The 22843-nt window shown below is 64.5% G+C and carries 20 protein-coding genes and 1 pseudogene; 13 read left to right on the top strand and 8 right to left on the bottom strand.

Annotated features, from left to right (window positions below; genetic code table 11):
* The first annotated feature begins 36 nt into the window (after nt 1–36).
* The gene (locus ACFQE0_RS20850) at nt 37–474 is read left to right on the top strand and encodes a cupin domain-containing protein (protein ID WP_378973030.1); all 438 of its coding nucleotides are present in this window, start codon (nt 37–39) and stop codon (nt 472–474) included.
* Here ACFQE0_RS20850 and ACFQE0_RS20845 read toward each other — a convergent pair.
* Together ACFQE0_RS20845 and ACFQE0_RS20840 are read right to left on the bottom strand one after the other, a co-directional pair.
* Nucleotides 471–1310: an FAD binding domain-containing protein gene (locus ACFQE0_RS20845; RefSeq protein ID WP_378973028.1), complete on the bottom strand. Its 840-nt coding sequence runs from the start codon at nt 1308–1310 to the stop codon at nt 471–473. The two genes, ACFQE0_RS20850 and ACFQE0_RS20845, sit on opposite strands and share 4 nt — an antisense overlap.
* A gap of 302 nt (nt 1311–1612) precedes the next feature.
* Nucleotides 1613–1696: pseudogene (locus ACFQE0_RS20840) on the bottom strand (hypothetical protein); the annotation flags it as partial.
* 352 nt (nt 1697–2048) lie between these two features.
* Here ACFQE0_RS20840 and ACFQE0_RS20835 point away from each other — a divergent pair.
* The 8 genes from ACFQE0_RS20835 to ACFQE0_RS20800 all read left to right on the top strand — a co-directional run bounded on the left by ACFQE0_RS20835 (nt 2049) and on the right by ACFQE0_RS20800 (nt 13660).
* Complete coding sequence (locus ACFQE0_RS20835; protein WP_378973026.1) at nt 2049–2219, top strand: hypothetical protein; 171 nt, start codon at nt 2049–2051, stop codon at nt 2217–2219.
* Between the two features lie 9 nt (nt 2220–2228).
* On the top strand, nt 2229–2528 hold the full coding sequence (locus ACFQE0_RS20830) for a hypothetical protein (protein WP_378973024.1): 300 nt from the start codon (nt 2229–2231) through the stop codon (nt 2526–2528).
* 65 nt (nt 2529–2593) lie between these two features.
* A complete protein-coding gene (locus ACFQE0_RS20825; protein WP_378973021.1) occupies nt 2594–2881 on the top strand; it encodes a hypothetical protein in 288 nt (95 codons plus the stop codon).
* 339 nt (nt 2882–3220) lie between these two features.
* Nucleotides 3221–6145: a bifunctional [glutamine synthetase] adenylyltransferase/[glutamine synthetase]-adenylyl-L-tyrosine phosphorylase gene (locus ACFQE0_RS20820; protein ID WP_378973019.1), complete on the top strand. Its 2925-nt coding sequence runs from the start codon at nt 3221–3223 to the stop codon at nt 6143–6145.
* A gap of 412 nt (nt 6146–6557) precedes the next feature.
* Entirely contained in the window at nt 6558–7028 is a 471-nt protein-coding gene (locus ACFQE0_RS20815; protein ID WP_378973017.1) for a DUF4214 domain-containing protein, read from the top strand.
* Between the two features lie 20 nt (nt 7029–7048).
* A complete protein-coding gene (locus ACFQE0_RS20810) occupies nt 7049–9340 on the top strand; it encodes a glycosyltransferase (protein ID WP_378973015.1) in 2292 nt (763 codons plus the stop codon).
* Nucleotides 9337–11175, top strand: a complete 1839-nt coding sequence (locus tag ACFQE0_RS20805; protein WP_378973012.1) for a glycosyltransferase family 4 protein — start codon at nt 9337–9339, stop codon at nt 11173–11175. Before ACFQE0_RS20810 ends, ACFQE0_RS20805 begins: the two co-directional genes overlap by 4 nt.
* Nucleotides 11176–11323: 148 nt before the next feature.
* Nucleotides 11324–13660: a glycosyltransferase family 4 protein gene (locus ACFQE0_RS20800; protein WP_378973010.1), complete on the top strand. Its 2337-nt coding sequence runs from the start codon at nt 11324–11326 to the stop codon at nt 13658–13660.
* A gap of 145 nt (nt 13661–13805) precedes the next feature.
* Here the strand turns inward: ACFQE0_RS20800 and ACFQE0_RS20795 are convergent, their stop codons facing one another.
* From ACFQE0_RS20795 to ACFQE0_RS20780, 4 genes are all read right to left on the bottom strand, one after another.
* On the bottom strand, nt 13806–14771 hold the full coding sequence (locus tag ACFQE0_RS20795; protein ID WP_378973008.1) for an NAD-dependent epimerase/dehydratase family protein: 966 nt from the start codon (nt 14769–14771) through the stop codon (nt 13806–13808).
* A 5-nt stretch (nt 14772–14776) separates the two neighbouring features.
* Nucleotides 14777–15766, bottom strand: coding sequence for a GDP-mannose 4,6-dehydratase (gmd, locus tag ACFQE0_RS20790; protein ID WP_378975605.1), 990 nt, complete (start codon nt 15764–15766; stop codon nt 14777–14779).
* Nucleotides 15767–16216: 450 nt separating this feature from the next.
* Nucleotides 16217–16636: a thiol-disulfide oxidoreductase DCC family protein gene (locus tag ACFQE0_RS20785; RefSeq protein WP_378973005.1), complete on the bottom strand. Its 420-nt coding sequence runs from the start codon at nt 16634–16636 to the stop codon at nt 16217–16219.
* A gap of 43 nt (nt 16637–16679) precedes the next feature.
* Complete coding sequence (locus tag ACFQE0_RS20780; RefSeq protein ID WP_378973003.1) at nt 16680–17162, bottom strand: Ros/MucR family transcriptional regulator; 483 nt, start codon at nt 17160–17162, stop codon at nt 16680–16682.
* A gap of 288 nt (nt 17163–17450) precedes the next feature.
* On the opposite strand from ACFQE0_RS20780, the gene ACFQE0_RS20775 reads away from it, so the two are divergent.
* The 4 genes from ACFQE0_RS20775 (at nt 17451) to ACFQE0_RS20760 (ending at nt 20603) form a co-directional block, all read left to right on the top strand.
* Nucleotides 17451–18494: an AraC-like ligand-binding domain-containing protein gene (locus ACFQE0_RS20775; protein ID WP_378973001.1), complete on the top strand. Its 1044-nt coding sequence runs from the start codon at nt 17451–17453 to the stop codon at nt 18492–18494.
* Between the two features lie 102 nt (nt 18495–18596).
* Complete coding sequence (locus ACFQE0_RS20770; protein WP_378972999.1) at nt 18597–18872, top strand: hypothetical protein; 276 nt, start codon at nt 18597–18599, stop codon at nt 18870–18872.
* Nucleotides 18873–19137: 265 nt separating this feature from the next.
* A complete protein-coding gene (locus ACFQE0_RS20765; protein WP_378972996.1) occupies nt 19138–19869 on the top strand; it encodes a MipA/OmpV family protein in 732 nt (243 codons plus the stop codon).
* Nucleotides 19870–20111: 242 nt separating this feature from the next.
* Nucleotides 20112–20603, top strand: a complete 492-nt coding sequence (locus tag ACFQE0_RS20760; RefSeq protein WP_378972993.1) for a hypothetical protein — start codon at nt 20112–20114, stop codon at nt 20601–20603.
* 58 nt (nt 20604–20661) lie between these two features.
* Here the strand turns inward: ACFQE0_RS20760 and ACFQE0_RS20755 are convergent, their stop codons facing one another.
* The gene (locus tag ACFQE0_RS20755; protein ID WP_378972990.1) at nt 20662–20964 is read right to left on the bottom strand and encodes a hypothetical protein; all 303 of its coding nucleotides are present in this window, start codon (nt 20962–20964) and stop codon (nt 20662–20664) included.
* Nucleotides 20965–21052: 88 nt separating this feature from the next.
* Nucleotides 21053–22672 (bottom strand): methyl-accepting chemotaxis protein, encoded by a 1620-nt coding sequence (locus ACFQE0_RS20750; RefSeq protein WP_378972988.1) that lies wholly within the window; start codon nt 22670–22672, stop codon nt 21053–21055.
* Between the last annotated feature and the right edge of the window lie 171 nt (nt 22673–22843).

Here is a 22843-nt window from a genome sequence, read left to right as displayed (position 1 = left end):
GGATCACCATCCCGGAAAAGGCCGAGGAGGAACGCCATGACCCGGACGACCGAAACGGCGGCTCTTCCGCCGGACCTCGCGCAGAACTTGGCGCAGGACTTCGCGGCGGCGCGCACGAATGGCTGCGTCGGCACGAGGCTCCTGTCGGAGGATGCGCGCTGCCGGGTCTGGACCATCGTCCTCGCGCCCGGCGAGCGGATCGGCTTCCACACCCATGTCCTCGATTACTTCTGGACCGCCGTGACCGCAGGACGCGCCCGCTCGCAATACGGCGACGGCCGGGTCGCCGAGGTCGATTACCGGGCGGGCGACATCCAGCACCTGTCCTTCGGTGCGGGCGAGTGGATGACGCACGACCTCGCCAATATCGGGCAGACCGAGCTGATCTTCACGACGGTCGAATTCCTCGACAGCGCCAACGCGCCCCTCGACCTTCCGGCCGAGATCCGCCGAGGGACCGCCAAGGCGGCTTAGAGGTTGTCCCCGGCCTGTGGGGGGACGGCGGTCCAGGTCATGACCGCCTCGGGGCTACGGAAGCGTTCGGCCGCCTCGCGCTCCGCCGCGCCGCGCAACTGCGCCTGCATGTAGGCCCCGAGCTTCCGGCCCCGCGCCACGACCGAGGCGCCGTAAGGGCAACGGCCGGCATCGAAGGCGGCGAGCCCGGCCGCGACATCGCCCTCCGTCGCCGCCAGCGCGTCGGCGAGGGCGGCGGCATCCTCCATCGCCTTGGTCGCGCCCATCCCGACATGCGGGCGCGCTACGAAAGCGGCGTCCCCGAGGAGGGCGATACCCGGAGCCGGGGCCATGCTCGGCGTCTCGATATCGAGGATCGCCTGGAGGAAGGGCTGCTCGGCCAGACGCATGACGTCGGCGAAGGGCGGAGCGAGGATGCGCTCGGCATCGGCCCGCATCGCCGCCAGGATCTCCGGCTTGATCCGCCCCGGCGGAATCGACAGGGCGTGGCGGACCCCGCCGCTGTCGGTGAGGAGCGCGGCGAGGGCCGCCTCCTCCGTCGGCCTGTACCAGACCACGTTGAAGCGGCGTCCCGTCCCGGTCCCGTCATCCGTCGCCGGGACGGGATAGCCGAGGATCTGCTCGCCCGGCGGCAGGCAGAACGCGAAATGGGAGCCGATCGCCCGCCGTGTCGCCTCGGGCAGGATCGCCGCATCGACCACCGCGCGCCACGCGACATAGCCGGCATAGGCCGGAGCGACCGGCGGCAACACCTGCGCCCGCACCGTCGAGAATTGCCCATCGGCGCCCACGAGGAGATCCGCCGCGATCCGCGTTCCATCCTCGAACCGGGCCACGACCTCGCCCCCTCGTGGACGATCGCCGCGAGGGTCGCGCCGTACCGGATCGCCTCCGGCGGCACTTGGTCGAGAAGCAGGCGGTAGAGACGGCCCCAGCCCGCCAGGATCTGCGGCAGGCTCCGCTCGGCGACCACGCGTCCGTCCCGGCCGAGGACCCGGCGGCCCACGACGGAGACGCCGAGATCCTCCTTGTCGACCGGGCTGCCGCACCGCGCCAGCACGGCCCAGAGCCCCGGATGGGTGACGATGCCCGCCCCGCGCCCGGCAAGGGGACCGGCGGATCGCTCGAAGACCGAGACCCGGTGCCCTCCCCGCGCCAGCAGGCAGGCGGCGGTGAGCCCGGCGATCGAGCCGCCGATCACGGCCACTCTCAATGGCTTCATACTGTGCCTGTCCCGGCGGCGGTTCCATCCCGGAGCGGAGCATGAACGCACCGGGCCATTTGGCCAAGGTCAGGCCGCACCGGCGGTTCCCGCGCGGACCTCGATTAGAGTCCCGACGCGGACGGTCGGGACCCGGTCGGCACAGGGCGCGGGCGATCTTGAGACAGGTCGCAGAGCGAACGAGAACGGCCACGACCAGCGTCAGCACCGAGCCCCCCATGGCCGGCTGAGGGAACCCGATCGGGCTGGTGATAACTGGCCCTCCGTTCTCTTTTCGTACCGGTGTGCTCGCCGGGTGGCAGTCGGTGTCCGGCCCATCGTCTAGGGTCGCACCGTCCTTGAGGCGAGTGTCATGCTGATCCCGCGTCCCACGCCCCGTCGCATCGCCCTGCTCGGGCTCCTGCTCGCCAGTCTCGTGATGCTGGCGGATTGGACGGCCCGGATCGAACTCGCCCGCGCCGTCAGCGCGGCACCGGCCGATGGCGGGCGCGTGGTCGCGCAGGTCGCCGGGGCGGACGACTGAGCGGCGTCCATGCGCAGTCCGGCTTTCCTCCTCGTCCTCGTCGCCCTGACGGGCAGCGCCTCGGCCGCACCGGCCGATCCGCAGGCGCTCGAACTGGCGTGGCACCGCTGCCTGCGGGAGGCCATCGCGCATCAGCCGACCGGGCAGAGCCGGGCCGGCAACGAGCGCAACGCCCTGGACGAGTGCAAGGAGCGCGAGGACGCCTACGTGGCCGCGCTGATGGGCGGGCGGCCGCAATCGATGTGGGCCTGGGCCTGGACGACCCTCACCGAGCCCCTCTCTTCCTGGGTGAGCCTGCTACGGCGCTGACGGCGCCTTCGAACCCGAATGCGCCGATGCGGGTTGACCGGCCGCATCGCCATCCGAGGATCGCCATGAGCCGCCCCCGCCGCGTCGGCCTGCCCTGGTACGCCGCAGAGCATTACGACGCGCTGCGCGCGCGCCTCGCCGATGGCGGCGCGCTGCCGCCTCATTACGAAACGTGGCGGATCGCCACCGAGCAGATGGAACAGGTGGTCCGCCAGAGCGGCGTCGAGGTGCTGCGCGTGCCGATCGAACCGGAGGTGTTCGCCGCCTGGTGTGCCCGCACCGGGGCGCCGCCGGATGCCTCCGCGCGGGCGCGATACGCGGCGGAGGCTATCGCGACCGACAAGGGACCGTAACCGAGCCCGATCGCCTCGGAATTCTTCGCATCGCTTCGCCGACTTCGTGCGTTCCCGGAAGCAGAGCCTCAGCTCTCGGGGGGATATCCGAACGAAGGAGACGACCATGTTGCGTGGTGGATTGTTGTGGCTGCTCGGAATCCCGCTGCCGATCATCTTGCTGTTGTGGTTCTTCGGCGTGTTTCACTGATGTCATGGATGTGACCGTGCGCGTGGCGTGATGGCGGGCGGGGCCCAAGCCCCTCCCCTGGTGTCATCCGCCCCTCGGGGGCACAATGAAGCGGCGCGTGGTGGACCCAATTCCGCCAAGCGCCGCGATGAACAGAAACCGGCGAGCAGATGGACGGCACCCTGCGCGAGCGGCTCCGGCCGCGATGTGAGCCGAACGCATCCCCCCTCGCCCGCGAGCGGCTCGCGGAGATCGCACCGGCCTTTCCGGCGGGGTTCGTGACGCCCGCGATGCGGGCGTTGCTCCTCGGGCTCGCCGAGCATTCCGATTTTCTGTGGCAGATCGTGACGCGTTCGCCCGCGCTGTTCGTCGCCCTGGCGGAGCAGGCCCCCGAGGCGGCCAATGCCGAACTCGTCTCGCGGCAGCGCGCGGAGGGCGCGGCTTGCGCCAGCGAGGCCGACCTCGCCGCCATGGCCAAACGGCTCCGGGCGAACCGCATCGCTCACGCGCTCCTCGTGGCGCTGGCCGATCTCGGCGGGCTCTGGGACCTCGCGGCGGTGACGCAGGCCCTGTCGGATTTCGCCGACGCCTCCGTCTCGGCCGGGCTCGACGCGCTCCTGCGCCGGGCCGCCGCCACGGGAAAGGTCCGCTTGGCCGATCCCGACTGGCCCGCCTGGCAGAGCGGGCTGTTCGTCCTTGGACTCGGCAAGCTCGGCGGGGGCGAGTTGAACTATTCGAGCGATATCGACCTCGTGGTCTTCTACGAGGCCGAGCCCGCCGCGCGGGTCGCCGGGCCGGAGGCCAAGGCGATCTTCGGCAAGATCACGCAGGACCTCGGCAAGCTCCTGTCCCAGCGCAGCGCCGACGGCTACGTCCACCGGGTCGATTACAGACTCCGGCCCGATCCCGGCTCCACCGCGCTCGCCCTCTCCACCGCCTTCGCCTTCGATTACTACCAATCGATCGGGCAGGATTGGGAGCGCGCAGCCTTCATCAAGGCCCGGCCCGTCGCGGGCGACGAGGCGGCGGCGACCGGCTTCCTGAAGGAACTCGGGCCGTTCATCTGGCGCCGCCATTTCGACTTCGCGGCCATCGCCGAGATCCACGCGCTCAAGCGCCAGATCCAGGCCGTGCGCGGCCATGACGAGATCGCGGTGGCCGGGCACAACATCAAGATCGGCCGCGGCGGCATCCGCGAGATCGAGTTCTTCGCGCAGACGCAGCAACTCGTCTTCGGCGGGCGCCAGCCCGCCCTGCGCGGGCGCCGCACCGTGGAAACCCTGGACGGGCTCTGCGAGGCGGGGTGGATCGACGCACGGGCGCGGGATGAACTCACGCAGGCCTACACGTTCCTGCGCACGGTGGAACACCGCCTCCAGATGCTGCGCGACGAGCAGACCCAGCGAATGCCCTCCGATCCAGAGGCTCTTGAGGGCTTCGCGCGCTTCTGCGGATCCCCCAGCCTCGCCGCCTTCGAGGAGACGTTGCTCGCCCATTCCGCCCGCGTACAGAGGCATTACGGGCTGCTGTTCGAACGCGGCGGCGACGAGGCGGCGGCTCCCCTGGTCTTCGGGCCGGGTGAGGCCGAGCCCGCGACCCTGGCCGGGCTCGAAGGGCTCGGCTTCCGCGAAACGGAGCGCGCCTTCGGCATCGTGCGCGACTGGCATCTCGGCCGCCATCCGGCCCTGCGGGGCGGGCGCGCCCGGGAAATCCTCGTCGATTTCCTGCCCGCCCTGCTCAAGGCGCTGGGCGGGACGCCGGATCCGGATGCCGCCCTGCTCACCCTCGACCGGGCCTTCTCCCGGATGCCCGCGGCGGCGGAATTGCTGGCGATCCTGCGCTCGCACGAGCGGCTGCGGCTGCTCTTCGCGGACCTGCTCGGCGCCTCCCCGCGCCTTGCGGACACGGTGGGCCGCAGCCCGCACGTCCTCGACGCAGTGCTGGAAGCCGAGTTCATCGCGCCGGTCTCCGAACCGGACACGATGCGCGTGCAGTTCAGGACCCTCGTCGGGGAGCCCGCCAGCCACGAAGATGTCCTCGACCGCTGCCGGGACGCGGCGCGGCGCCTGAGCTTCGTGACGGGCGCGCGCCTCGTCTCCGGCCTGATCACCCCGGCTGAGGCGGGCCGGGCCTACTCGGCCCTCGCGGACGCCGCGATCGGCCTCGTGCTGGAAGCCGAGACGCGGCGCTTCGCGGAGGAGCATGGGCAGGTGCCGCGCGGGCGCTGCTGCGTCCTGGCCCTCGGGCGGCTCGGCTCGCGCCAACTGACCGCCGCGTCCGACCTCGATCTCGTCATCCTCTACGATTTCGACCCCGACCACCGGATGAGCGACGGCCCTCGCCCGCTCGATGCCGTGGTGGCCTATAACCGCCTCGCCCAGCGCATCGTCGCGGCGCTGACGGTCCCGACGCGGCGCGGGCGCCTGTATCAGGTCGATCTGCGGCTACGCCCCTACGGCAGCCACGCCCCGCCCGCGGTGCAGCTGAAGAGCTTCATCGCCTATCACGACGGGGAAGCGGAGGCCTGGGAGCACATGGCCCTGACCCGCGCCCGGGTCGTCGCCGGCGACGCCTCCCTCGGGGCCGAGGTGACGGCCGCGATCCGAGATGTCATCGCCCGCCCGCGCGATCCCGCCACGGTCTGCGCCGAGGCCAGAACCATGCGCGCCCTGGTGACGAAGGAGCGGGGCTATGCCGGGCCGCACGATCTGAAGCTCGCGCCCGGCGGGCTGTTCGACCTCGACTTCCTGGCACAGTCGATCGTGCTCGCCACAGGTCTGACCGGATGCATCGGTTGCGATGCGAGCACGGTCCTGCGCCGGGCAGGCGAAGGCGGGCTGATCCCAACGGAGACGGCCGATACCCTCGCGGAGGCCCATGACATCCTCGACGCCGCCGTGCAGTGGCAGCGCCTGACCCTGGAGGATCCGGCCAAGCCGCCTTCGGGCAATGCCGCAGACAGGATCGCCCGGGCGATGAACCTGCCGGATGGTCGCGCCTTGCAGGCTGAGTTGGCCCAGCGTCGCCGGGGAAACCGGTCTCTGCTATCCACGATCAAGGCGGCGGTGGGTGGGCGGAACGAGCGGTTGCCGTGAAAATCGGGCGAGCGTTTCCGCTCTGTCAATAAAGACGATGCCGAACACTTCTAGAGTTGGCAATCTATGCATATACGCTTGCAATTTCTGTCGAAGTTGCAAGCCCCCCAAGCAAGGTATATACCCCGCCAAAAATCCAATATGCTATTAGATACTGAGTGAAATTAATGAATATTCCATCGTCAAACAATACAAATTTAATAAATTTGCTGGATCTTTTGGCACTCCCCCCGGTGAATTCATAAATGAATGTTATTGTTTGTTGCTTGGTAGACCTGTCGAGCCGGAAGCTCGCCGAGATTCAGAGGTCGATATTCACCTAGGACGCGGGCGATTTTCGAGGATTACTAGTATATATTTTTCGAAAGAGGCCGTAACTTACCGGGATAAGCTCTTCATTTCGAGCGATAATTTGGAATTCGTAAATAATTTGTATAATTTTTATCTCGGACGCAATGCTGATCCAGACGGGCTGGATCATTATTTGGCGCAGCTCGAGCGACGAAATCGCAAGAAGGTCATGGCCGCTTTTGTGCGTTCGGCGGAAGCTCGAGCGGTCGGGACCCTTTGGTATGAAGTCGAATGGCTTATCACCCGGCTCCATCGCGATCGCTGGCCCTGGAAATGGGCTTCGCGGAGGAAGCGCCTCCACCACGTGGAATACGAGGCCATCCTCAGCAATGCTTATCGCCCGTTCCGTCTCGCAGCAGGACTTGAGACCGGCGCTCAATTACCAGGTTTCACCCCTTCCCAAGACACTTTTTCCGCCAACGCGGCGACAGGTGGGCCTGCTGGTCTCGAATTGCTTGCGGAGAGCGACCTCGGCGCAAACTCGGCTCGCATCCTGCGCAGGATGAGAGCTCTCGCTAGGCATCAGGCTTAAGGAAACTTTGGATGCGCTTAGTGGTTGATCTTCAATGCGCGCATGGCAGCAGCCGGAATCGTGGCATTGGCCGGTATAGCCTTTCGCTGCTCCGAGGCCTGTCGCGTCAGCGCGCTGATCACGAAATCATTATCGTCCTCAACGGCCTCTTTCCAGAGAGCGTGGAGCGCCTCCGTGGCGAACTCGCGGATATTGTCCCGGCCGACGCAATTCGCGTTCTACACCTTCCTGAGCCTATCTCGAGCGCCGACGCCAACAATGACGCGCGACGCGAAGCTGCCGAACTAATCCGCGAACAATTCCTCAGCAGCCTGAACCCAGACTTCGTGTTAATATGCTCCTTATTTGAGGGGTTGGACGATAATATCGCCACCAGCATCGGTGCTTTCAACACGCGTATTCCAACTGCAACGATCCTTTACGATCTCATTCCCCTCATCAACAGGTCAATCTATCTAGCAAATCCTATCATTTGCCGATGGTACGAGCGGAAGCTAGCACATCTCCGCCGATCTGACCTTCTGCTAGCCATCTCCGGCTCGACGCGTCAGGAGGCCATCCATTGGCTTAACTCAGCCCCGGAAAGCGTCATCAATATTCTAGGGGCTGCCGATGATCAATTTTATCCTTCTCAGGTATCACAACACGATGAAGCTGCCTTTCGGCTCAAATACGGCCTGATTCGACCCTTTGTGATGTACACAGGCGGCATCGATTACCGCAAAAACATTGATGGATTGATCAAAGCCTTTGCACACTTGCCATGGGACGTGCGACAAGCTCACCAATTGGCCATCGTATGTGCGATGACACCGTCCGAACGGGCTCATATTTTATCTATTGCCCATGAACATGGCCTGCGCGAAGACGAGCTTGTTACTACTGGTTATATATCAGAAGAAGATCTTGTTACATGCTACCGAACGTGCAAGCTCTTCGTCTTCCCGTCCTGGCATGAAGGTTTCGGATTACCCGTTCTCGAAGCCATGAAATGCGGGCGCGCCGCCCTGGCGAGCAATTGCTCGAGCCTTCCTGAAGTCGTCGGAATGGCTGAGGCGCTCTTCGATCCCCTTGATACCAATTCCATCCGGGACGCGATGGCCAGGGGCCTTACGGACGAGAGCTTCCGCACCAAACTGGAACACCACGGCCTGGAACAGGCGAGAAAATTTGAGTGGGACAGAACGGCCCAGCTGGCGTGGAATGCACTCCTAGCTGCGCACGAAGTCCGTTCCCGGAACGTCTTTCCAACGGCACGTCCCTCGCGTCGCCCGAGATTGGCCTACCTGTCGCCACTTCCGCCAGCAATGAGTGGGATCAGCGATTACAGCGCCGAACTTATTCCGGAATTAGCTCGTCGCTACGATATCGATGTTGTGGTCGCGCAGGATAGTGTGTCCGTCGAAGGAATAACAGCAAACTACGCTATTCGCGGCATCACATGGTTTCGCAATAACTTTAATATCTATGATCGGATCCTTTATCACTTCGGTAATTCTGAATTTCACTCGCATATGTTCGAACTTTTGCGAGATTGTCCAGGTGTGGTGGTCCTGCACGACTTTTACCTCTCGGGTATCGTCGCCCATCGTGATCTAGGTGGTGATACTCCCGGAAAATGGGCGCGTGACCTGCTGGAATCTGAAGGCTGGCCCGCAATAACCTACCGGTTTACAGTCAAAGATCCAATAAACGCCGTCTATAGATATCCTTGCAATCTGCGAATTATACAGGACGCTTTGGGTGTTATCGTCCATGCAGAATTCTCTCGTCTGTTGGCACGTCAATTCTACGGGCCTGATGCAGGCCAGGATTGGCACAAGATTCCTCTCCAGCGCCAACTAACCTTGGGAGTCGACCGGGCTGCGGCGCGCAGGGCACTCGGATTCTCTGAACACGACATCGTAGTTTGCAGCTTCGGCATGCTTGGTCCGACCAAGATGAATGATCGTCTCTTGGCCGCATGGCTTGGGAGTCCGCTCGCCAGAGATCCGAACTGCCATCTCGTCTTCGTAGGCGAGAACAATCCCGGCGGATATGGACTGGCCATGGCCGACGAGATCGCCGCCGGGACTTTCGAGGGCAGCGTGAGGATCACGGGTCGCGTCGATTCGGACACCTTCCGCCAGTGGCTCGCCGCAGCGGATATCGGTGTGCAGTTGCGCATGCTTTCCCGCGGCGAGACATCGGCCGCGGTTTTAGACTGCATGAACGCGGGCCTTCCGACCGTCGTCAACGCCCACGGATCGATGGCCGAGCTTCCCCGCGATTGCGCGTGGATCCTGCCAGACGACTTCACGAATTCGGAGTGATCGAGACACTTTCGACCTTGCGAAGGGATTCGGTGCGCCGAACTGAACTGGGCACCAAAGCTCGCGCTCATATCGCGAGAGACCACAATCCGCGCCTGTGTGCAGAGGCCTATGCGGATGCGATCGAAAGCTCCTATGCCCGAGCGGATCGTGGTCCGAAAGGCCTTGAGGCTAGGCTGATAGAGCAGGGCCGACCGCTCGCCACCTCCGATTGGCCCCAACTGATCGGGGCGATGGCGAGAAACACCCCGCCGCCCTACCGGAAGAAGCGTCTTCTAATCGACGTGTCGGAATTGGTCCGACACGATTTCGGTTCGGGTATCCAGCGCGTTGTCCGCTCCATTCTTCTGCAATGGGTGAAAGAACCACTGCAGGGCTTCATCGTCGAGCCGGTCTACGCGACTCTCGGGCGAGGCGGGTACCGGTACGCGAGGAATTTTACGTGTCGGCTGCTCAACATTGAGTCGTCTTGGTGCGAAGACGAAGTCGTGGAGCCGGTGATAGGGGATATCTTCCTCGGTCTCGACCTTCAACCATCCATCGTCGCGCAACAATTGGACACGTATCACGCGTGGCGGCGCGCCGGGGTGATCATACGCTTCGTTATCTATGATCTCCTTCCCGTCGTCGCGCCAAAGTTTTTCATGGAAGGAGGGCAGTCCGTCTATCGCGCTTGGCTCGAGCACATTTCACAATTCGACGGCCTTATCTGCATCTCCCGTGCGGTGGCCGATGAGTATTGCGAATGGCTCGATTGTTATGGACCTAATCGTATATCGCCCCTCGAAGTGGACTGGTTCCATCTTGGGGGTGACAGAGAGGTCGCGAGAACGACACAACCCCTTCCCGACTCCGCGGAAGCTCTCATAGAAACACTCCGACAGTCACCCACGTTCCTGTCCGTCGGTACGATCGAGCCACGTAAGGGCTACCGGCAAACCCTCTTGGCCATGGAGATGGTATGGGCCAAAGGAATTGCTGCCAACTTCGTCATCATCGGTAAGCGTGGCTGGCTCATGGATGATTTCATCGAGTCTCTCCGTAGCCATCGAGAATTTGGCAAGCGCTTGCACTGGCTCGAAGGGGTTAGCGACACTTACCTTTATGCCATTTACGAGGCCTCCCGGTGCCTAATCGCAGCCAGCGAGGGGGAAGGCTTCGGTCTACCGTTGATCGAAGCCGCCCACCACGATATCCCTATTCTGGCTAGAGATTTGCCTGTGTTCAGGGAAGTGGCGGGCGAAGCCGCGGATTACTTCCCTGATACGAACGCACCCGAAGCGATTGCCTCTGCTGTCGAAATGATGTTGTTTAAGGCAAAGCGTCCGCCGCTTGCGCGTGGCATGTGCGTCCTCACCTGGGCGGAAAGTGCCGCTTCTCTGCTCTCTCTGTTGCGTCGGGAGACGCCCCCGTATCGACGCTGGATGCCCGTTAGGGGGCTTCGGTTCTGGGGCAGTGATCCGCGACTGACGACCGAGTTAGGCGTCTCGGACGGGCGAAGCGTCCACACGAATGAAACGGAAGGCTTCCTCATTTCCGGTCCCGATCTGCCGCTCGGCGCAGGCAAATGGGTCATCGTGGCAGAAGGCGAGGCCACGAAGCTCGATGGAAATGAAACGATCAGTGTTACGTCCGGCCAGGGCTTGCAGGAACACGTCCAGGCGCGATTGAGCAAGCAGGATCGAAAGTGGCGGATCGAAGCCGCCTTCGAGCTCGATCGGCCGGTCAGTCACATCGAGGTAAAAGTGCGCGTCTCGAAAGAGAGCGTCCTGTCTGTACGGAACATCGAACTGCGGCCTGACGAAACCAACAACCAACTGATCGACGTCGCATGAGGACGAATGGGATCCGGCGTTTGGGTGGAAGGCCAGCCCCTTGTCGTTGCGATCCGGCGGCCCGTCTGGCCCAACCCCGAGGTTGAGTCTCGTGACAAAGCCGGTCTCAGGATGGGCGGCATACAGAATGTTTAGCGCGAACACAGGAATGAAAATGCTTTCGCGGGCCATGTCATGGATCGGCGCGCGGACAACCGGCCGCCAAGCTACCAAAGAGACCGACCTCATCGAAGAGACCGACTTCATCGAAGAGATCGATCTCATCACGCAGTCCGGGTTGTTCGATGAGCGCTGGTATCAGGCGACCTATCCAGACGTCGTGGGCTTTCCCGGGGGATCACTCGCTCATTATCTAAACTATGGCGGCGGCGAGGGACGTGCTCCAGGCCCGCGCTTCGATCCCCGGGCTTATCTGATCGCCAACCCCGATGTCGCGGAGCCGGGCACCAACCTGCTGCTGCATTACCTCAGGGAAGGCAAACGCGAGGGCCACACTCTTCCGCCGATCCCCCATGACGCGGAGCCCATTGGATCGAATGACGACTTGGACGTCTTCGATCCTAATGCCGTTGCCGAAGGGGTCGGACTGCCGCTTGCGAAGGTCGTCTGGTCTCCCGAAGATCTTTGGCAGCCGAACGACCTCATGTCGGGGGCTCGCCTAGTCCTCGAACTACTTCGGCGCTACCGAAACCTGCAGCCACGTTCCCCTACGGCCCTGCGAGACGGCCCAGGGGGGGCCTTCGCCCAATGGGCCAAACAGGAGGGCTTGGCACAGCTCGGTTTCGGAGCCAGCGCAGCAGACTGGATCGATGCCGCCTTTGCCGCAAGGATCGATACGGCGGCAAGGGAAACGCTTTATGCCGACGTCGCCTTCCGGCAGGCTCGACCTCTTTTCCTGCTTCCGAATTGCGCCCTGCCAACGAGCCGGAGGCTGTTCAAAGACGTATACGTAGGACGCTTATCCCTTGAGTCTGTGTGGTGGTTCCTGCTCGCCAATGCCGAGGATACCCAGGCCGCTCTCTGTGAGACGTGGGCCATCACGCCAGAGTGGCAGGCAGCTGTCCCTGACGGTGGGACGGTTTTCGGTGTTGTGCAATTGGCGGAATGGGTGGCCGAAACCTACCAATGCCGGGACGCTGGCATCTTCGCCCAGACTTTCCCGCGTCTCCTCGGAGACGCCGCGCAGCTTCGTCTCGCCTACGCCGCGCGGCCTGACTGGCAGGCTCTTTTTCCCAGGGCGACCCAAGATCGAGGAGAAGCAGCAGCCTTTCTCCACCGTCTCGGCGACAGCCGGTCGGACCTTCATTTCCTGCCACGCGCGTGGCTGGCGGAGCGGCAGCCACGGGATCTTGCGGATGATCTGACACGACCCGGGCTGAACATCCTCGGGCATTTCACCTATCCCTCCGGCCTGCGCACCTCGGTCGAGCACATTGTTGAGGGCCTAAACCGCCAGGGGATCGCCACCGCCTTGCGCGACGTGCCGGTTATCCGAAACGCCAAGGAGACGTTCGCGCGCGACTTCCACGACTTGGAGGTGTACGACACGACGCTGATTCACGTTCAGCCGGAGCCGCTGTTCGACCGGGTCTACGAGATCGCGGGCCTCATGCCGCGGCAGCCTCGCACATACCGGATCGGCTACTGGTACTGGGAATTCGATGAAATTCCGCCGTCCTGGAACCGGGTTGCCCTGCAATGCGACGAGTTCTGGACCGCAACGGAGTTCATCGCCACCGGCCTGCGCAAACGCTACAGGCAGCCGGTGCGCGTTCTGACACCTGGAGCCGAGATCGCTCCCTTCAAGAGGACGCCGCGACCGGCCTTTGGCGTGCGAGACGACGAGTTCGTGTTCCTGTTCGTGTTCCACATGACGAGCGTCATGGACCGGAAGAACCCGCTCGGGCTCATCGCTGCCTTCCGGCAAGCATTCCCGGAGGGTACTGGTCCCAGGTTGATCATCAAGACTGCGTTTGGGGACCAGCATCCCGCGGAACTCGATCGCCTCCAAGCAGCAGCACATGGAGCGGCCATCACGATCATCGACCGCGTCTCTTCGCGTGACGAAACCTTGAGCCTCATGGCCTGCGCCGATGCCTACGTTTCTCTCCACCGTAGCGAAGGCTTGGGTCTCACGATGGCGGAGGCCATGCTTCTCGGACGTCCCGTCGTGGCGACACGCTTCTCCGGCAATCTCGACTTCATGAACGACGAGAACAGCTTACTGGTGGATTGCGATCTCGTCACGATCGAGAAGGATATAGCACCCTATCGGGCTGGGCAGACCTGGGCCGAGCCTAATGTTACTCACGCAGCACATCTTATGCGAAAGCTGTACGACGACCCGGAATGGGGACGAAAGCTTGGCGCGCGCGCCAAGATCGATCTCGAGCACCGGCTCTGCAGTAATGTAACGGGTCAAAAAATGGTCCAGCGCCTTGCGGAGATCGCCGCGGAGCGACGGAGCAAGGCCGCCACAGACTAATGCACGGGCCCGCTTTGAGCATTTGGCGCTGTGTAGCAGGAAGATGCCATCCGCCGACATCCGCCATCGCGAGCACTCTGGCTCATCGCCATGGCATGCGAATTTACGATAACCTGCCGCGTCCCCTCAATCCGCCAAAGTCGTGCTAACTCTCTGCAGCCACCCTCGCCCGAGCGTCTTCGAGAGCCTGAACGAGCGTCTCAGACCAAGGTATCTCCGGCATCCAGCCGGTAGCCTTCCGGATTCGACGATTGTCCCCGGAGGCGAAGTGGATCTCGGAGGCACGCGCGCGGCTCGGATCAACGACGATCTCGAACGGAACTCTCGCAAGTTGCGTGAGGTCGTCCAATACGCTCCTAATCTTGCGCGGCCGACCTGCGGCGATGTTTAGAATAGTCCCTGATTCAAGGCGCTCACTCGCCTCTATGGTCATTGCATAGGCTCGCGCGACGTCTCGCACATCCAAGAAATCCCGATATGAGTCGAGATTTCCGACCGCGAGTCGGGGCGGGATCAGTCCCGCCTCGATCCGGGCGATCTGGTGCGCAAAGGCGGGTACAACGAACCGTTCGTCCTGCCCGGGCCCCGTATGATTGAAGGGCCGCAGGATGATGAGACGGCTCTCGCTTTCGGCCAGGACATCCGTGAGCATCTCCTCGCCCACGTGCTTTGTTCGTGCGTAGACGCCAACCGGCTTCGGAATGGTGTCTTCGGTGACCGATTCACCAGAGAGAAAGGCGCGCCCATACACCTCGCTGGAACTCACGAAGATCAAGGTGCTTTTAGGCACCTCGGCGAGCAGGCCATCTGCAAGATTGAGAAGGCCGGCTACGTTCGTGCGCCAAGTCTCCGCACCTGCCCCCTGCGCTTGGGCAGCGGAAGCCTGCGCCGCAAGATGCAGGACGTGGCTGGGCCGGAAGCTTCGCAGGCAAGCCGCCAAGCCCACACGATCTGCAAGATCGACGGCGCGAAACTCGGCACCAGCGGGCACCGTAGCGCCTTCGTGGCGACCAAGTCCAAGTAGAGCAGCGTAGCCGGCGCTCGCGAGCCCTGCAAGGACATGGCGGCCGACAAAGCCGGACGCGCCAGTAACGAGAACGCGCCGGCCCACTCCACTCATCCAGCGGCCTTCGTGTCCCGGAGACGCGCGAGATCAGCCTCGACCATTTCTTGAATCATGGCTTCGAGAGTGGTCTCGGCTTGCCAGCCGAAAGCGCCCTTGGCCTTGGACGGATCGCCGAGAAGTACGTCCACCTCAGCCGGACGGAATAGCTTGGGATCAATGATGAGGTGCTCGTCGATGGCAAGGCCGACATGCTGGAAAGCAATCTCGCACATCGCACGCACCGTCGTCGTGCGCCCAGTCGCCACGACGTAGTCGTCAGGCGCGTCCTGCTGCAACATCATCCACATTGCCTTCACGTAATCACGGGCATGGCCCCAATCACGCTTTGCGTCGATATTGCCAAGCCGCAGCTCTTTGGCCAAGCCTAATTTAATCCGCGCTACGCCATCAGTCACTTTACGGGTTACAAACTCAACACCGCGAAGTGGGCTCTCATGATTAAAGAGGATGCCGTTTGAAGCATGCAGGCCGAAGCTCTCGCGGTAGTTGATCGTCATCCAATGGGCGTAGAGCTTTGCCACGCCATATGGCGAGCGCGGATAGAAGGGCGTGCTCTCGCTTTGGACCGTCTCCTGGATCAGCCCAAACATCTCCGACGATGAAGCTTGGTAGTAACGTGCCTGCGGTCGCAAGGTGCGCACGCATTCAAGAAGGTTGACTGCGCCGAGGCCCGTGATGTGTCCCGTAAGGACAGGCTGCTGCCAGGAGGCCGTCACAAAGGACTGAGCGGCGAGGTTGTAAACCTCATCGGGCTGCACATCCTGCACGATACGTGCAAGACTCGACAGATCAAGCAGATTGCCGTCGTGGAGGGTGACGTCGTTGGAAACGCCAAGCCATTTCAAGCGGTGATCAAAGACACCGGCATGGCTGGATCTACGCACCACACCATGCACGTCATAGCCCTTCTCCAGCAGAAGTTTCGCCAAATAGGCTCCATCCTGACCGGTTATGCCGGTGATCAAAGCGCATTTCTTCAACAAATTCAATCCCCTAGGATACTGACGTAGTGTAAGGACGTTGCGTTCGCCCTCCTTACAGGGATTCGATGCGTTCTGCCAAATGGGTTTGCGGCCCCATGCGTGGAGGTGTGCTGTCGAGGTCCTTCAGCCATCAGCAGCCGTGGCCGTCCTAAATATCAATAATGTCGTCCTCGTAGATGTAGAAGCAGGCTCGTACGTTGATTAATCCGAACTAAAACCTCGACCACCGTACGAGCGACTCCATAACACCACAATTTGACCTTGAACCGCGCGCATAGTTCAACCAGCCCTACAATCGGTCGCCGCAGATTCAGACGCGGCCGAAGCATCTGCCACGGTCATAGGGACCTATATTCTCCCAGTAAAAAAGCACACGTTCACGATCACGAATCGTTCGCCGACTATACCTTCCGCAATAAATCGCGTCATTGCGACCCAACACCCCTCTTACCCCCGCCGTAGCCGCACGAACAACCGGGCAAACCATGGCCTGAACGGCAAGAATAGCCGATAGGCCACCTCCGCCACCGGCAGGATCGGCCGGAATCCGAGAATGCGGAACTCCACGATCCGGCCGAGCCAGCGCCAGTTCGGCAGGACACGCCAGAGCCGCGCGAAGGCGGCCGCTCCGGAGACGAGCCGCCCCTGTGGGTCGCGCACGTGGAAGCGGGCCAGAGCAGCCCGCCGGTCGAGCCCCTCCCCCAGAGCCGCGCTCGCATCCCGCCCCACATCGACGAAGGCGAGGCGGTCGGCCCCCCGGCAGCCGCGATAATGGTCGATCTCGGCGCGGCAGAGCGGGCAGCTGCCGTCGTAATAGATCGTCAGGTCCGTGTTCGAACCGCCCAGAGAATGCGTGTCGCCGGTCATGGCGGCGAGATAATCCGCCCGCCGCGACCGTCCAGGCGAAGCCTCAGGCGACCTTGCGTCGCCCCTTGGCAGGCTTCGAGGCCTCCTGCGGAGCCGCGTCCGGTGCGGATTTGGCGGGGCGACCGAGCCCCAGCGACTTGGCGAGGCTGGAGCGCTTCTCGCTGTAGGCCAGAGCGACCATCGGGTAGTCCGACGGGAGGCCGTAACGCTCGCGATAGCTGTCCGGATCGAGCCCGTGCGAGGTCAGATGCCGCTTCAGGGTCTTGTAGGTCTTACCGTCGATGAAGCTGACGATCCCCTCGGGCTTCACCGATTTACGGATCTGCGCCATCGTCGGCTTGTCCGTCGCCTCCTCGGCCGGCAGGCCGGCGCCCGGAGCGGTAAACCCATGCAGAGACGCGTGGACGCTGGCGATGAGAGCCGGCAGGTCGCCCACGGCAACGTGATTGTGAGAGACATAAGCGGCGACAATCTCGCCGGTCATCTCAATAAATTGAATTGTTTCTTCTGAAGCTGATCTGGTCATGGGGGAGGCTTCCGGCTCGGACAATAGAGATAACTAAAGCAGCACCGATGACAGTTCAATGCCGGAAAGTTACGTGAAAATACAACTTAAGCGTGCAGAACGCCGCCAAGCCGGCGCTCCGGGCTCTCGAGGCCGTGTGACAAGTCGGCTTCGGTGGAAAGTGCTTGAGGCGGTGGCACCAAAACGGTGGTCAACATGTTGCTAGGAGCCTAACCGTCGGCCAAACCTTGTCCGGACATGGGATTTTTCCTTTTCGGCCGCTTCCGCGGAGTGACCTGAGAGACCCCGATGACCATTCGCGGCCCCAATCTGCGCCTGGAGGGATCGACCCTCGGTCCGCGAAAGATCTCGGCCTGGCGCGAGGCCGTGGCGCCCTTCTGGGACGTCCGGATTCGCAAGGAGGATACACAGGATTTTCGCGGCCGGTCCGAGGTCTATCACCTCGGCAATGCCATCGTCGGCTTCACCGCCGCTTCCGAACTGCGCATCGAGCGCTCGCAGGCCCTGGTCGCACGGATGGGCGTCGATCACGTCGCCATCAAGATGCGTATGGAGGGGCATGCCATCGTGAGAGCCGGCGATCGCGAGGCGACGCTGGCTCCCGGCGACGTCGCGCTGCTCGACCTGTCGCGGCCCCTCGCCCTGGAATCGGACAATTACCGGGCAATGACGCTCATCATGCCCCGCGCCCTGTTCCCGGAGAACGGAGAGGGGCTGGACGCGGCGCACGGGACGATCCTGCGTGGCACCACGCCGTTCGGAACTTTGGTGAGTGACCATCTTCGGTCCCTCGGGGCGAATGCCCCGCGGTTCAACGCCGAGGAATCGCGCGCCGCCGCCCAGGCCACGGCCATCCTGCTCTCCATGGCGGCCCGGCGGGAGATCGGGCCGAACCAGAGCCCCCGGCCGGCGGAGCGGGCACCGGTCTTCCTGGCGATCCGCCGCTACATCGATGCCGAACTCAGCGCCCCGCATCTCAACGTCAGCCATCTCTGCCAGCGGTTCGGCATCTCGCGCAGCGGTCTCTACCGCCTGTTCGCGCCGCTGGGCGGGGTGCTGGAATACATCCGCCGCCGCAGGCTCGCGCGGGCCTACCGGGACCTCTCGGCCGCCGGCCCCCAGGGAGTTCGCGTCTCGGAGATCGCCTTCCGCTACGGCTACGGCAGCCCGGTGAGCTTCACCCAGGCCTTCCGGGCGGAATTCAACGTCAGTCCCGCCGATGTCCGGGCCGGTGCCCGCACGGGCAAAAGCCACGCCGGCCTCGCATTCGATTCGCTGCCCACCGGCGGATGGGACGACTTCTACGATTGGGTGCTCCGCCTCGACGTTTGAGCCCCCGCATTGGGACGCTCAATGAACATTTTGGGACGGGCACCCGTCGCGACCGCACGCACTTCGCGCGACATATCCTGCGGTTGTGCTGGGTGGACGTCTATGGTGCGGAAAGCGAAGGAGCAGCGGCCTGGAGCCTGGGTGTGGCGGCGGCCGGACGAGGCAGGAACGCGAGATCCCCTGGGGATGCGCGGGCCCCGCATCCGGCGCTGGATCGGTGCCGCCCGGCGCCGGGCATCCCGGACCAGGCAGGAGGAACCGGGGACGGGAGCGCAGGTCATCACCCTCACCTGGGCGCAGACCTTCGGCCGCCCTCCGGCGCCGCTTCGGCCGGACGACACCGCCGAGCGGATCGTCGTCCCGCTTCGGCGCCGCTGAGGCATCCCGCGCGCCGTCGCCCAGGTGAGGCGTCCGGGCCGCACGGTTCGGACGGAGATACCTGATCGAGACAATGTGTCTGGCGCGCCGGTTCGCGACGGGGAATCTGCTGGGCCTCATGGGCAGGGTCCGGATTGTGGTCGGCGTATCGAGTTTCGTATCGGGATGGGCGGCGACAAGTGCCGCCCTGGTCGCCTTGGCGGCGGCATCACCCGCGGGGGCGGCAGATATCACGCCCCCCGCGCCCACCCCCACTTTCACCTCCGTGAATCCCGAGACCTGGGAGATCACCCTCAGCGGCACGCTCCAGGCGATCCCACGCTATCCGGGCGCGTCGGACTACACGCTGATCGGCTATCCGGGGATCGATGTCCGCCGCTCGGGCGAGCCGCGCCGTTTCTCCGCGCCCGACGACAATCTCAGCCTCACGCTCTTCGACACGGAGGCCTTCCGCGCCGGGCCGACCCTGCGCTTCGTGCCGGGCCGTTATTACGGCGATGACCGCGCCCATCTCTTCGGCTTCCGGGACGCGCGGATGGCCTTCGAGCCGGGCCTGTTCGTGGAGGTCTACCCCGTGTCCACCGTCCGCCTGCGCGGCGAGATCCGGCAGGGGGTCTACGGGCATCACGGCACGGTCGGCACCGTCGCGGCGGATTACCTCCTGCCTTACGGCCGATGGCTCTTCTCAGTGGGGCCGCGCCTCAATGTCGGGGATGCCAGTTTCGCGCGGACCTATTTCGGGGTGAGCCCGATCGAGGCCGCCATCAACGGCCGCGTCGTGCCCTACAGCCCCGGCAGCTTCTACTCCGCTGGCCTCCTCGGAGCGGTCACCTTCCGCCAGGACGACGCGTGGTCCTACACGGCCTATGCCGGCTACAACCGCATCCTCGGCTCGTCGGGCGAGAGCCCGCTCGTCGACCGGCCCTATGGCAATCCCAACCAGTTCACCCTGGGCCTGCGCGTCGATTACACGTTCAAGACGGCGCCGCTACTGTAGGGCTCGACCCGTGATTGCAAGCCGCAAGGGTCGTGGCCGGAACGAGGAATGACGGACAGGCGAGACGTTGGTCGGCCCATGACACCCGATGGGTCACGTCGCTGTGAATAGCGATGAATACGCGGCAAAGGTCCCGGCTCGCGCGCTTTTCAACTGCGATCACTCGTTGCGCGCTTTCTCACTACCGCAGCTAGAAGTAGTCTCCACAACGCCACGCGTTTGCGTGTTGCAGGAGACTCGTCATGGTCCGCTCATTCGTGTCCGTCGCGCTCCTCGGCGCGGCCCTGGGGGTCGCCTCCTCACCCGCCTCCGCGCTTACGGTCACGGAGTGCTCGGCCAAGTATCAGGCCGCCAAGCAGGGCGGCACGTTGAACGGCCAGAAGTGGAACGACTTCCGCAAGGCCGAGTGCGGCGCCAATGCGGCCCCCGCCGCAGCTCCGGCCGCCTCAACCGTGCCGAACCCGATGGCGCCCGGCGGCAACAAGGCCGCCTCCCCCGCCCCCGCGCCGAGCGCGGTGGCTCCGAAGCCCACCCCGGCGGCTGTGGGCACCACGGCAGGCTTCCCGGCCAAGGTCGATCCGAAATATGCGAGCGAGCCGGCGGGCAAGCAGCGGATGCACACCTGCCTGGACAGCTACAACGCTGCCAAGGCTGCAGGCACGCTCGGCGATCTCAAGTGGATCCAGAAGGGCGGCGGCTATTACAGCGAGTGCAACAAGCGGCTGAAGAGCTGAGCCGCTTCCCCCGCCAAGGCGAGGCCGTCCTTGCGGAGGGCGCCCTGGCGGGGAACGCCTACGGCATCACCCAGACGCAGGCCCCGGCGGCCTGCGTGTAGCATTCGTAGATCGTGCCGCCGAAAGTCGCGCGGCGCTCGACGGCCCCGATCCCGTCACGGGGCACGAGATGGCAACCGGGACGTTGCCCGATCAGCATCGCGGCGCGACCGCTGTCTTCTCCCGCTTCCGCCGCGAGCTGGCGCAGGGCCACAAGGCTCTCGCAGGCCGGAACCGTCAGCCCCGATGGCGCCCGCGTCTCCTCGGCCCGGGCCGCGAGGGGCGCCAACACCAGACATCCCGCAAGCGCCACCGCACGCATCGCGACCTCCCCTGCGGACGACACACCGCGCAAGGGGAGATGGACCGGGCGCGCCGTTCGGCAACCCGGACACGATGGCACCCTCTCCTCAATGCCGGTAGCGTTCCGCCAGGGCCATGAGCGCCTGGGCGAGTTCGGTCATGTTGGCGGAGGCGGTCTCGACCTGCCGCGTCCCGGCCGCCGTCTGCTGGCTCGCCTGGCGGATGTTCTGCAGCGCCCCCATCACCTGCTCGATGCCCAGTTGCTGCTGGTTCGTCGAGGCCACGATCTGCTGGAACGTCTGCACGTTCTCCTCGAAGCGCGCCGTGATCTCCTCGATCGTCCGCTGCGTCGTGTCCGAGCGCGTCTTGCCCACCGCCGAGCGCTTCACCGCCTCCTCGGTCAGCATCACCGATGTGTTGATGCCCCGCTGGATCTCCCCCAGGATCGCCCGGATCTGGCCCGTCGCCGCCTTCGCCTGATCGGCCAGAAGCTTCATCTCCGAGGCCACCACCGCGAAGCTGCGCCCGCTCTCCCCCGCCGCCGCCGCCTCGATCGCCGCGTTCAGCGCCAGAAGATGCGTCCGCTCCGAGATGTCGTTGACGCTCTCGATGATCTCGCCGATCGCCTGCGTCTTCTCCGAGACCCCGACGATGTTGCCTGCCACCGCCTCCGCCTGCTCACGGATCGCGTCCATGGCCTGCGCGGTGTCCGATACCGCCCGCAGCCCCTGCCGCGAGGTCTTGGCGGTGGCCTGGGCCGTGGCGATCACCTCGCTCGCCCGCTTCGAGATCTGCGCGCCCGAATGGGTGATCTCATCGACGGTCGCCGCCGTCTCCTGCACCGCCGCGAACTGCTCCTCCACAGAGGCCGCCTGCTCCTGCGCCGAGGCCCGGATCTCCGCCGCCGCCGCGTTCAGGTCGGACGTCGCCGCCCGGTTCGTCCGCGCGAAATCCGAGAGCCCGATCACCATGGCGTTCAGCGTGGCGGCGAGGCGACCGACCTCTCCGTCCGCCGTCTTCTCCAGGCGGCCGGTCAGGTCGCCCTCACCCACGCGCTCGACGAAGGTCATCACCCGGAGGAGTGGCCGGACCACGAGGCGGTTGATGGCGAGGCCGAGACCGAGGCAGATCAACAGGGTGACGAGCGTCCCACCCCAGACCGCGATGTCCTCGGCGCGTTGGGCCTGAGCCACCCGCTGCGACAGCTCGGCGCGCACGCCCTGCTCCAGAGCCTCGATGGAGCCGAGTTCGGTACGGAGCCGGTCGAACAGACGCTTGCCCTTGCCATCGGCCTCGTTGCGGACAGCCTCCGTCCGCGTCGCCGGATCGGCTGCGTTGCGGATCGCCGCCTCGCCGATATCGGTCTGCCAGCTACGCGCCGCCGTGACAGCGTCGGCGAGCATCCGGGTCCGCCCCGGATCCTGCCCGATCAGCATGCGCAGGCGGCCAATCGCCTCGTCCAGGGCCCGGCGGCCCGCATTGTAGGGATCCAGACTGCCCTCGTGCCCGGTGATCAGGTAGCCGCGCAGGCCGGTTTCCTGGTTGAGCATCGCCGCGCGGAACGCATCGAGCTCGCGGATCACTTGGTCCGAGTGCTCGCGGGCATCGGTCGCTTCCTGCAGGCGGCTGCGTGTGAGCAGGACCGCGCTGCTGCTCAGGACCGACACCAGGGCGACGACGCCGATCGCGCCCCCCAGAAGGCCATTGAGACCCAAAGACTTGCGCATGACCGGCTGCCCTGCCCCGTGCCGCGGGCGGCGCGCAGGAGGCAGCCGAACCGGGGCGATGCGGCGTGATAGCCGGTGAGAGAGGCGGTTGCGAGATCCGTTCCGTCGGGATTCGCCGAAGGGTCCGCGACGTGTGTCCTCACACAGATGTGTCGCAGGCCGAGGGTCCAA

Origin of the sequence: Methylobacterium komagatae, assembly GCF_042661665.1 — a bacterium.
Classification (GTDB): Bacteria; Pseudomonadota; Alphaproteobacteria; order Rhizobiales; family Beijerinckiaceae; genus Methylobacterium; species Methylobacterium komagatae.
Note: the sequence above shows the minus strand (reverse complement) of the source record. Positions and strands in the feature narration are given on the sequence as shown.

Coding starts and splice junctions, on each gene's coding strand:
- ACFQE0_RS20850 (WP_378973030.1), top strand. CDS start 37: ATGACCCGGACGACCGAAACGGCGGCTCTTCCGCCGGACCTCGCGCAG.
- ACFQE0_RS20835 (WP_378973026.1), top strand. CDS start 2,049: ATGCTGATCCCGCGTCCCACGCCCCGTCGCATCGCCCTGCTCGGGCTC.
- ACFQE0_RS20830 (WP_378973024.1), top strand. CDS start 2,229: ATGCGCAGTCCGGCTTTCCTCCTCGTCCTCGTCGCCCTGACGGGCAGC.
- ACFQE0_RS20825 (WP_378973021.1), top strand. CDS start 2,594: ATGAGCCGCCCCCGCCGCGTCGGCCTGCCCTGGTACGCCGCAGAGCAT.
- ACFQE0_RS20820 (WP_378973019.1), top strand. CDS start 3,221: ATGGACGGCACCCTGCGCGAGCGGCTCCGGCCGCGATGTGAGCCGAAC.
- ACFQE0_RS20800 (WP_378973010.1), top strand. CDS start 11,324: ATGAAAATGCTTTCGCGGGCCATGTCATGGATCGGCGCGCGGACAACC.
- ACFQE0_RS20785 (WP_378973005.1), bottom strand. CDS start 16,636: ATGACCGGCGACACGCATTCTCTGGGCGGTTCGAACACGGACCTGACG.
- ACFQE0_RS20780 (WP_378973003.1), bottom strand. CDS start 17,162: ATGACCAGATCAGCTTCAGAAGAAACAATTCAATTTATTGAGATGACC.
- ACFQE0_RS20775 (WP_378973001.1), top strand. CDS start 17,451: ATGACCATTCGCGGCCCCAATCTGCGCCTGGAGGGATCGACCCTCGGT.
- ACFQE0_RS20770 (WP_378972999.1), top strand. CDS start 18,597: ATGGTGCGGAAAGCGAAGGAGCAGCGGCCTGGAGCCTGGGTGTGGCGG.
- ACFQE0_RS20760 (WP_378972993.1), top strand. CDS start 20,112: ATGGTCCGCTCATTCGTGTCCGTCGCGCTCCTCGGCGCGGCCCTGGGG.
- ACFQE0_RS20755 (WP_378972990.1), bottom strand. CDS start 20,964: ATGCGTGCGGTGGCGCTTGCGGGATGTCTGGTGTTGGCGCCCCTCGCG.
- ACFQE0_RS20750 (WP_378972988.1), bottom strand. CDS start 22,672: ATGCGCAAGTCTTTGGGTCTCAATGGCCTTCTGGGGGGCGCGATCGGC.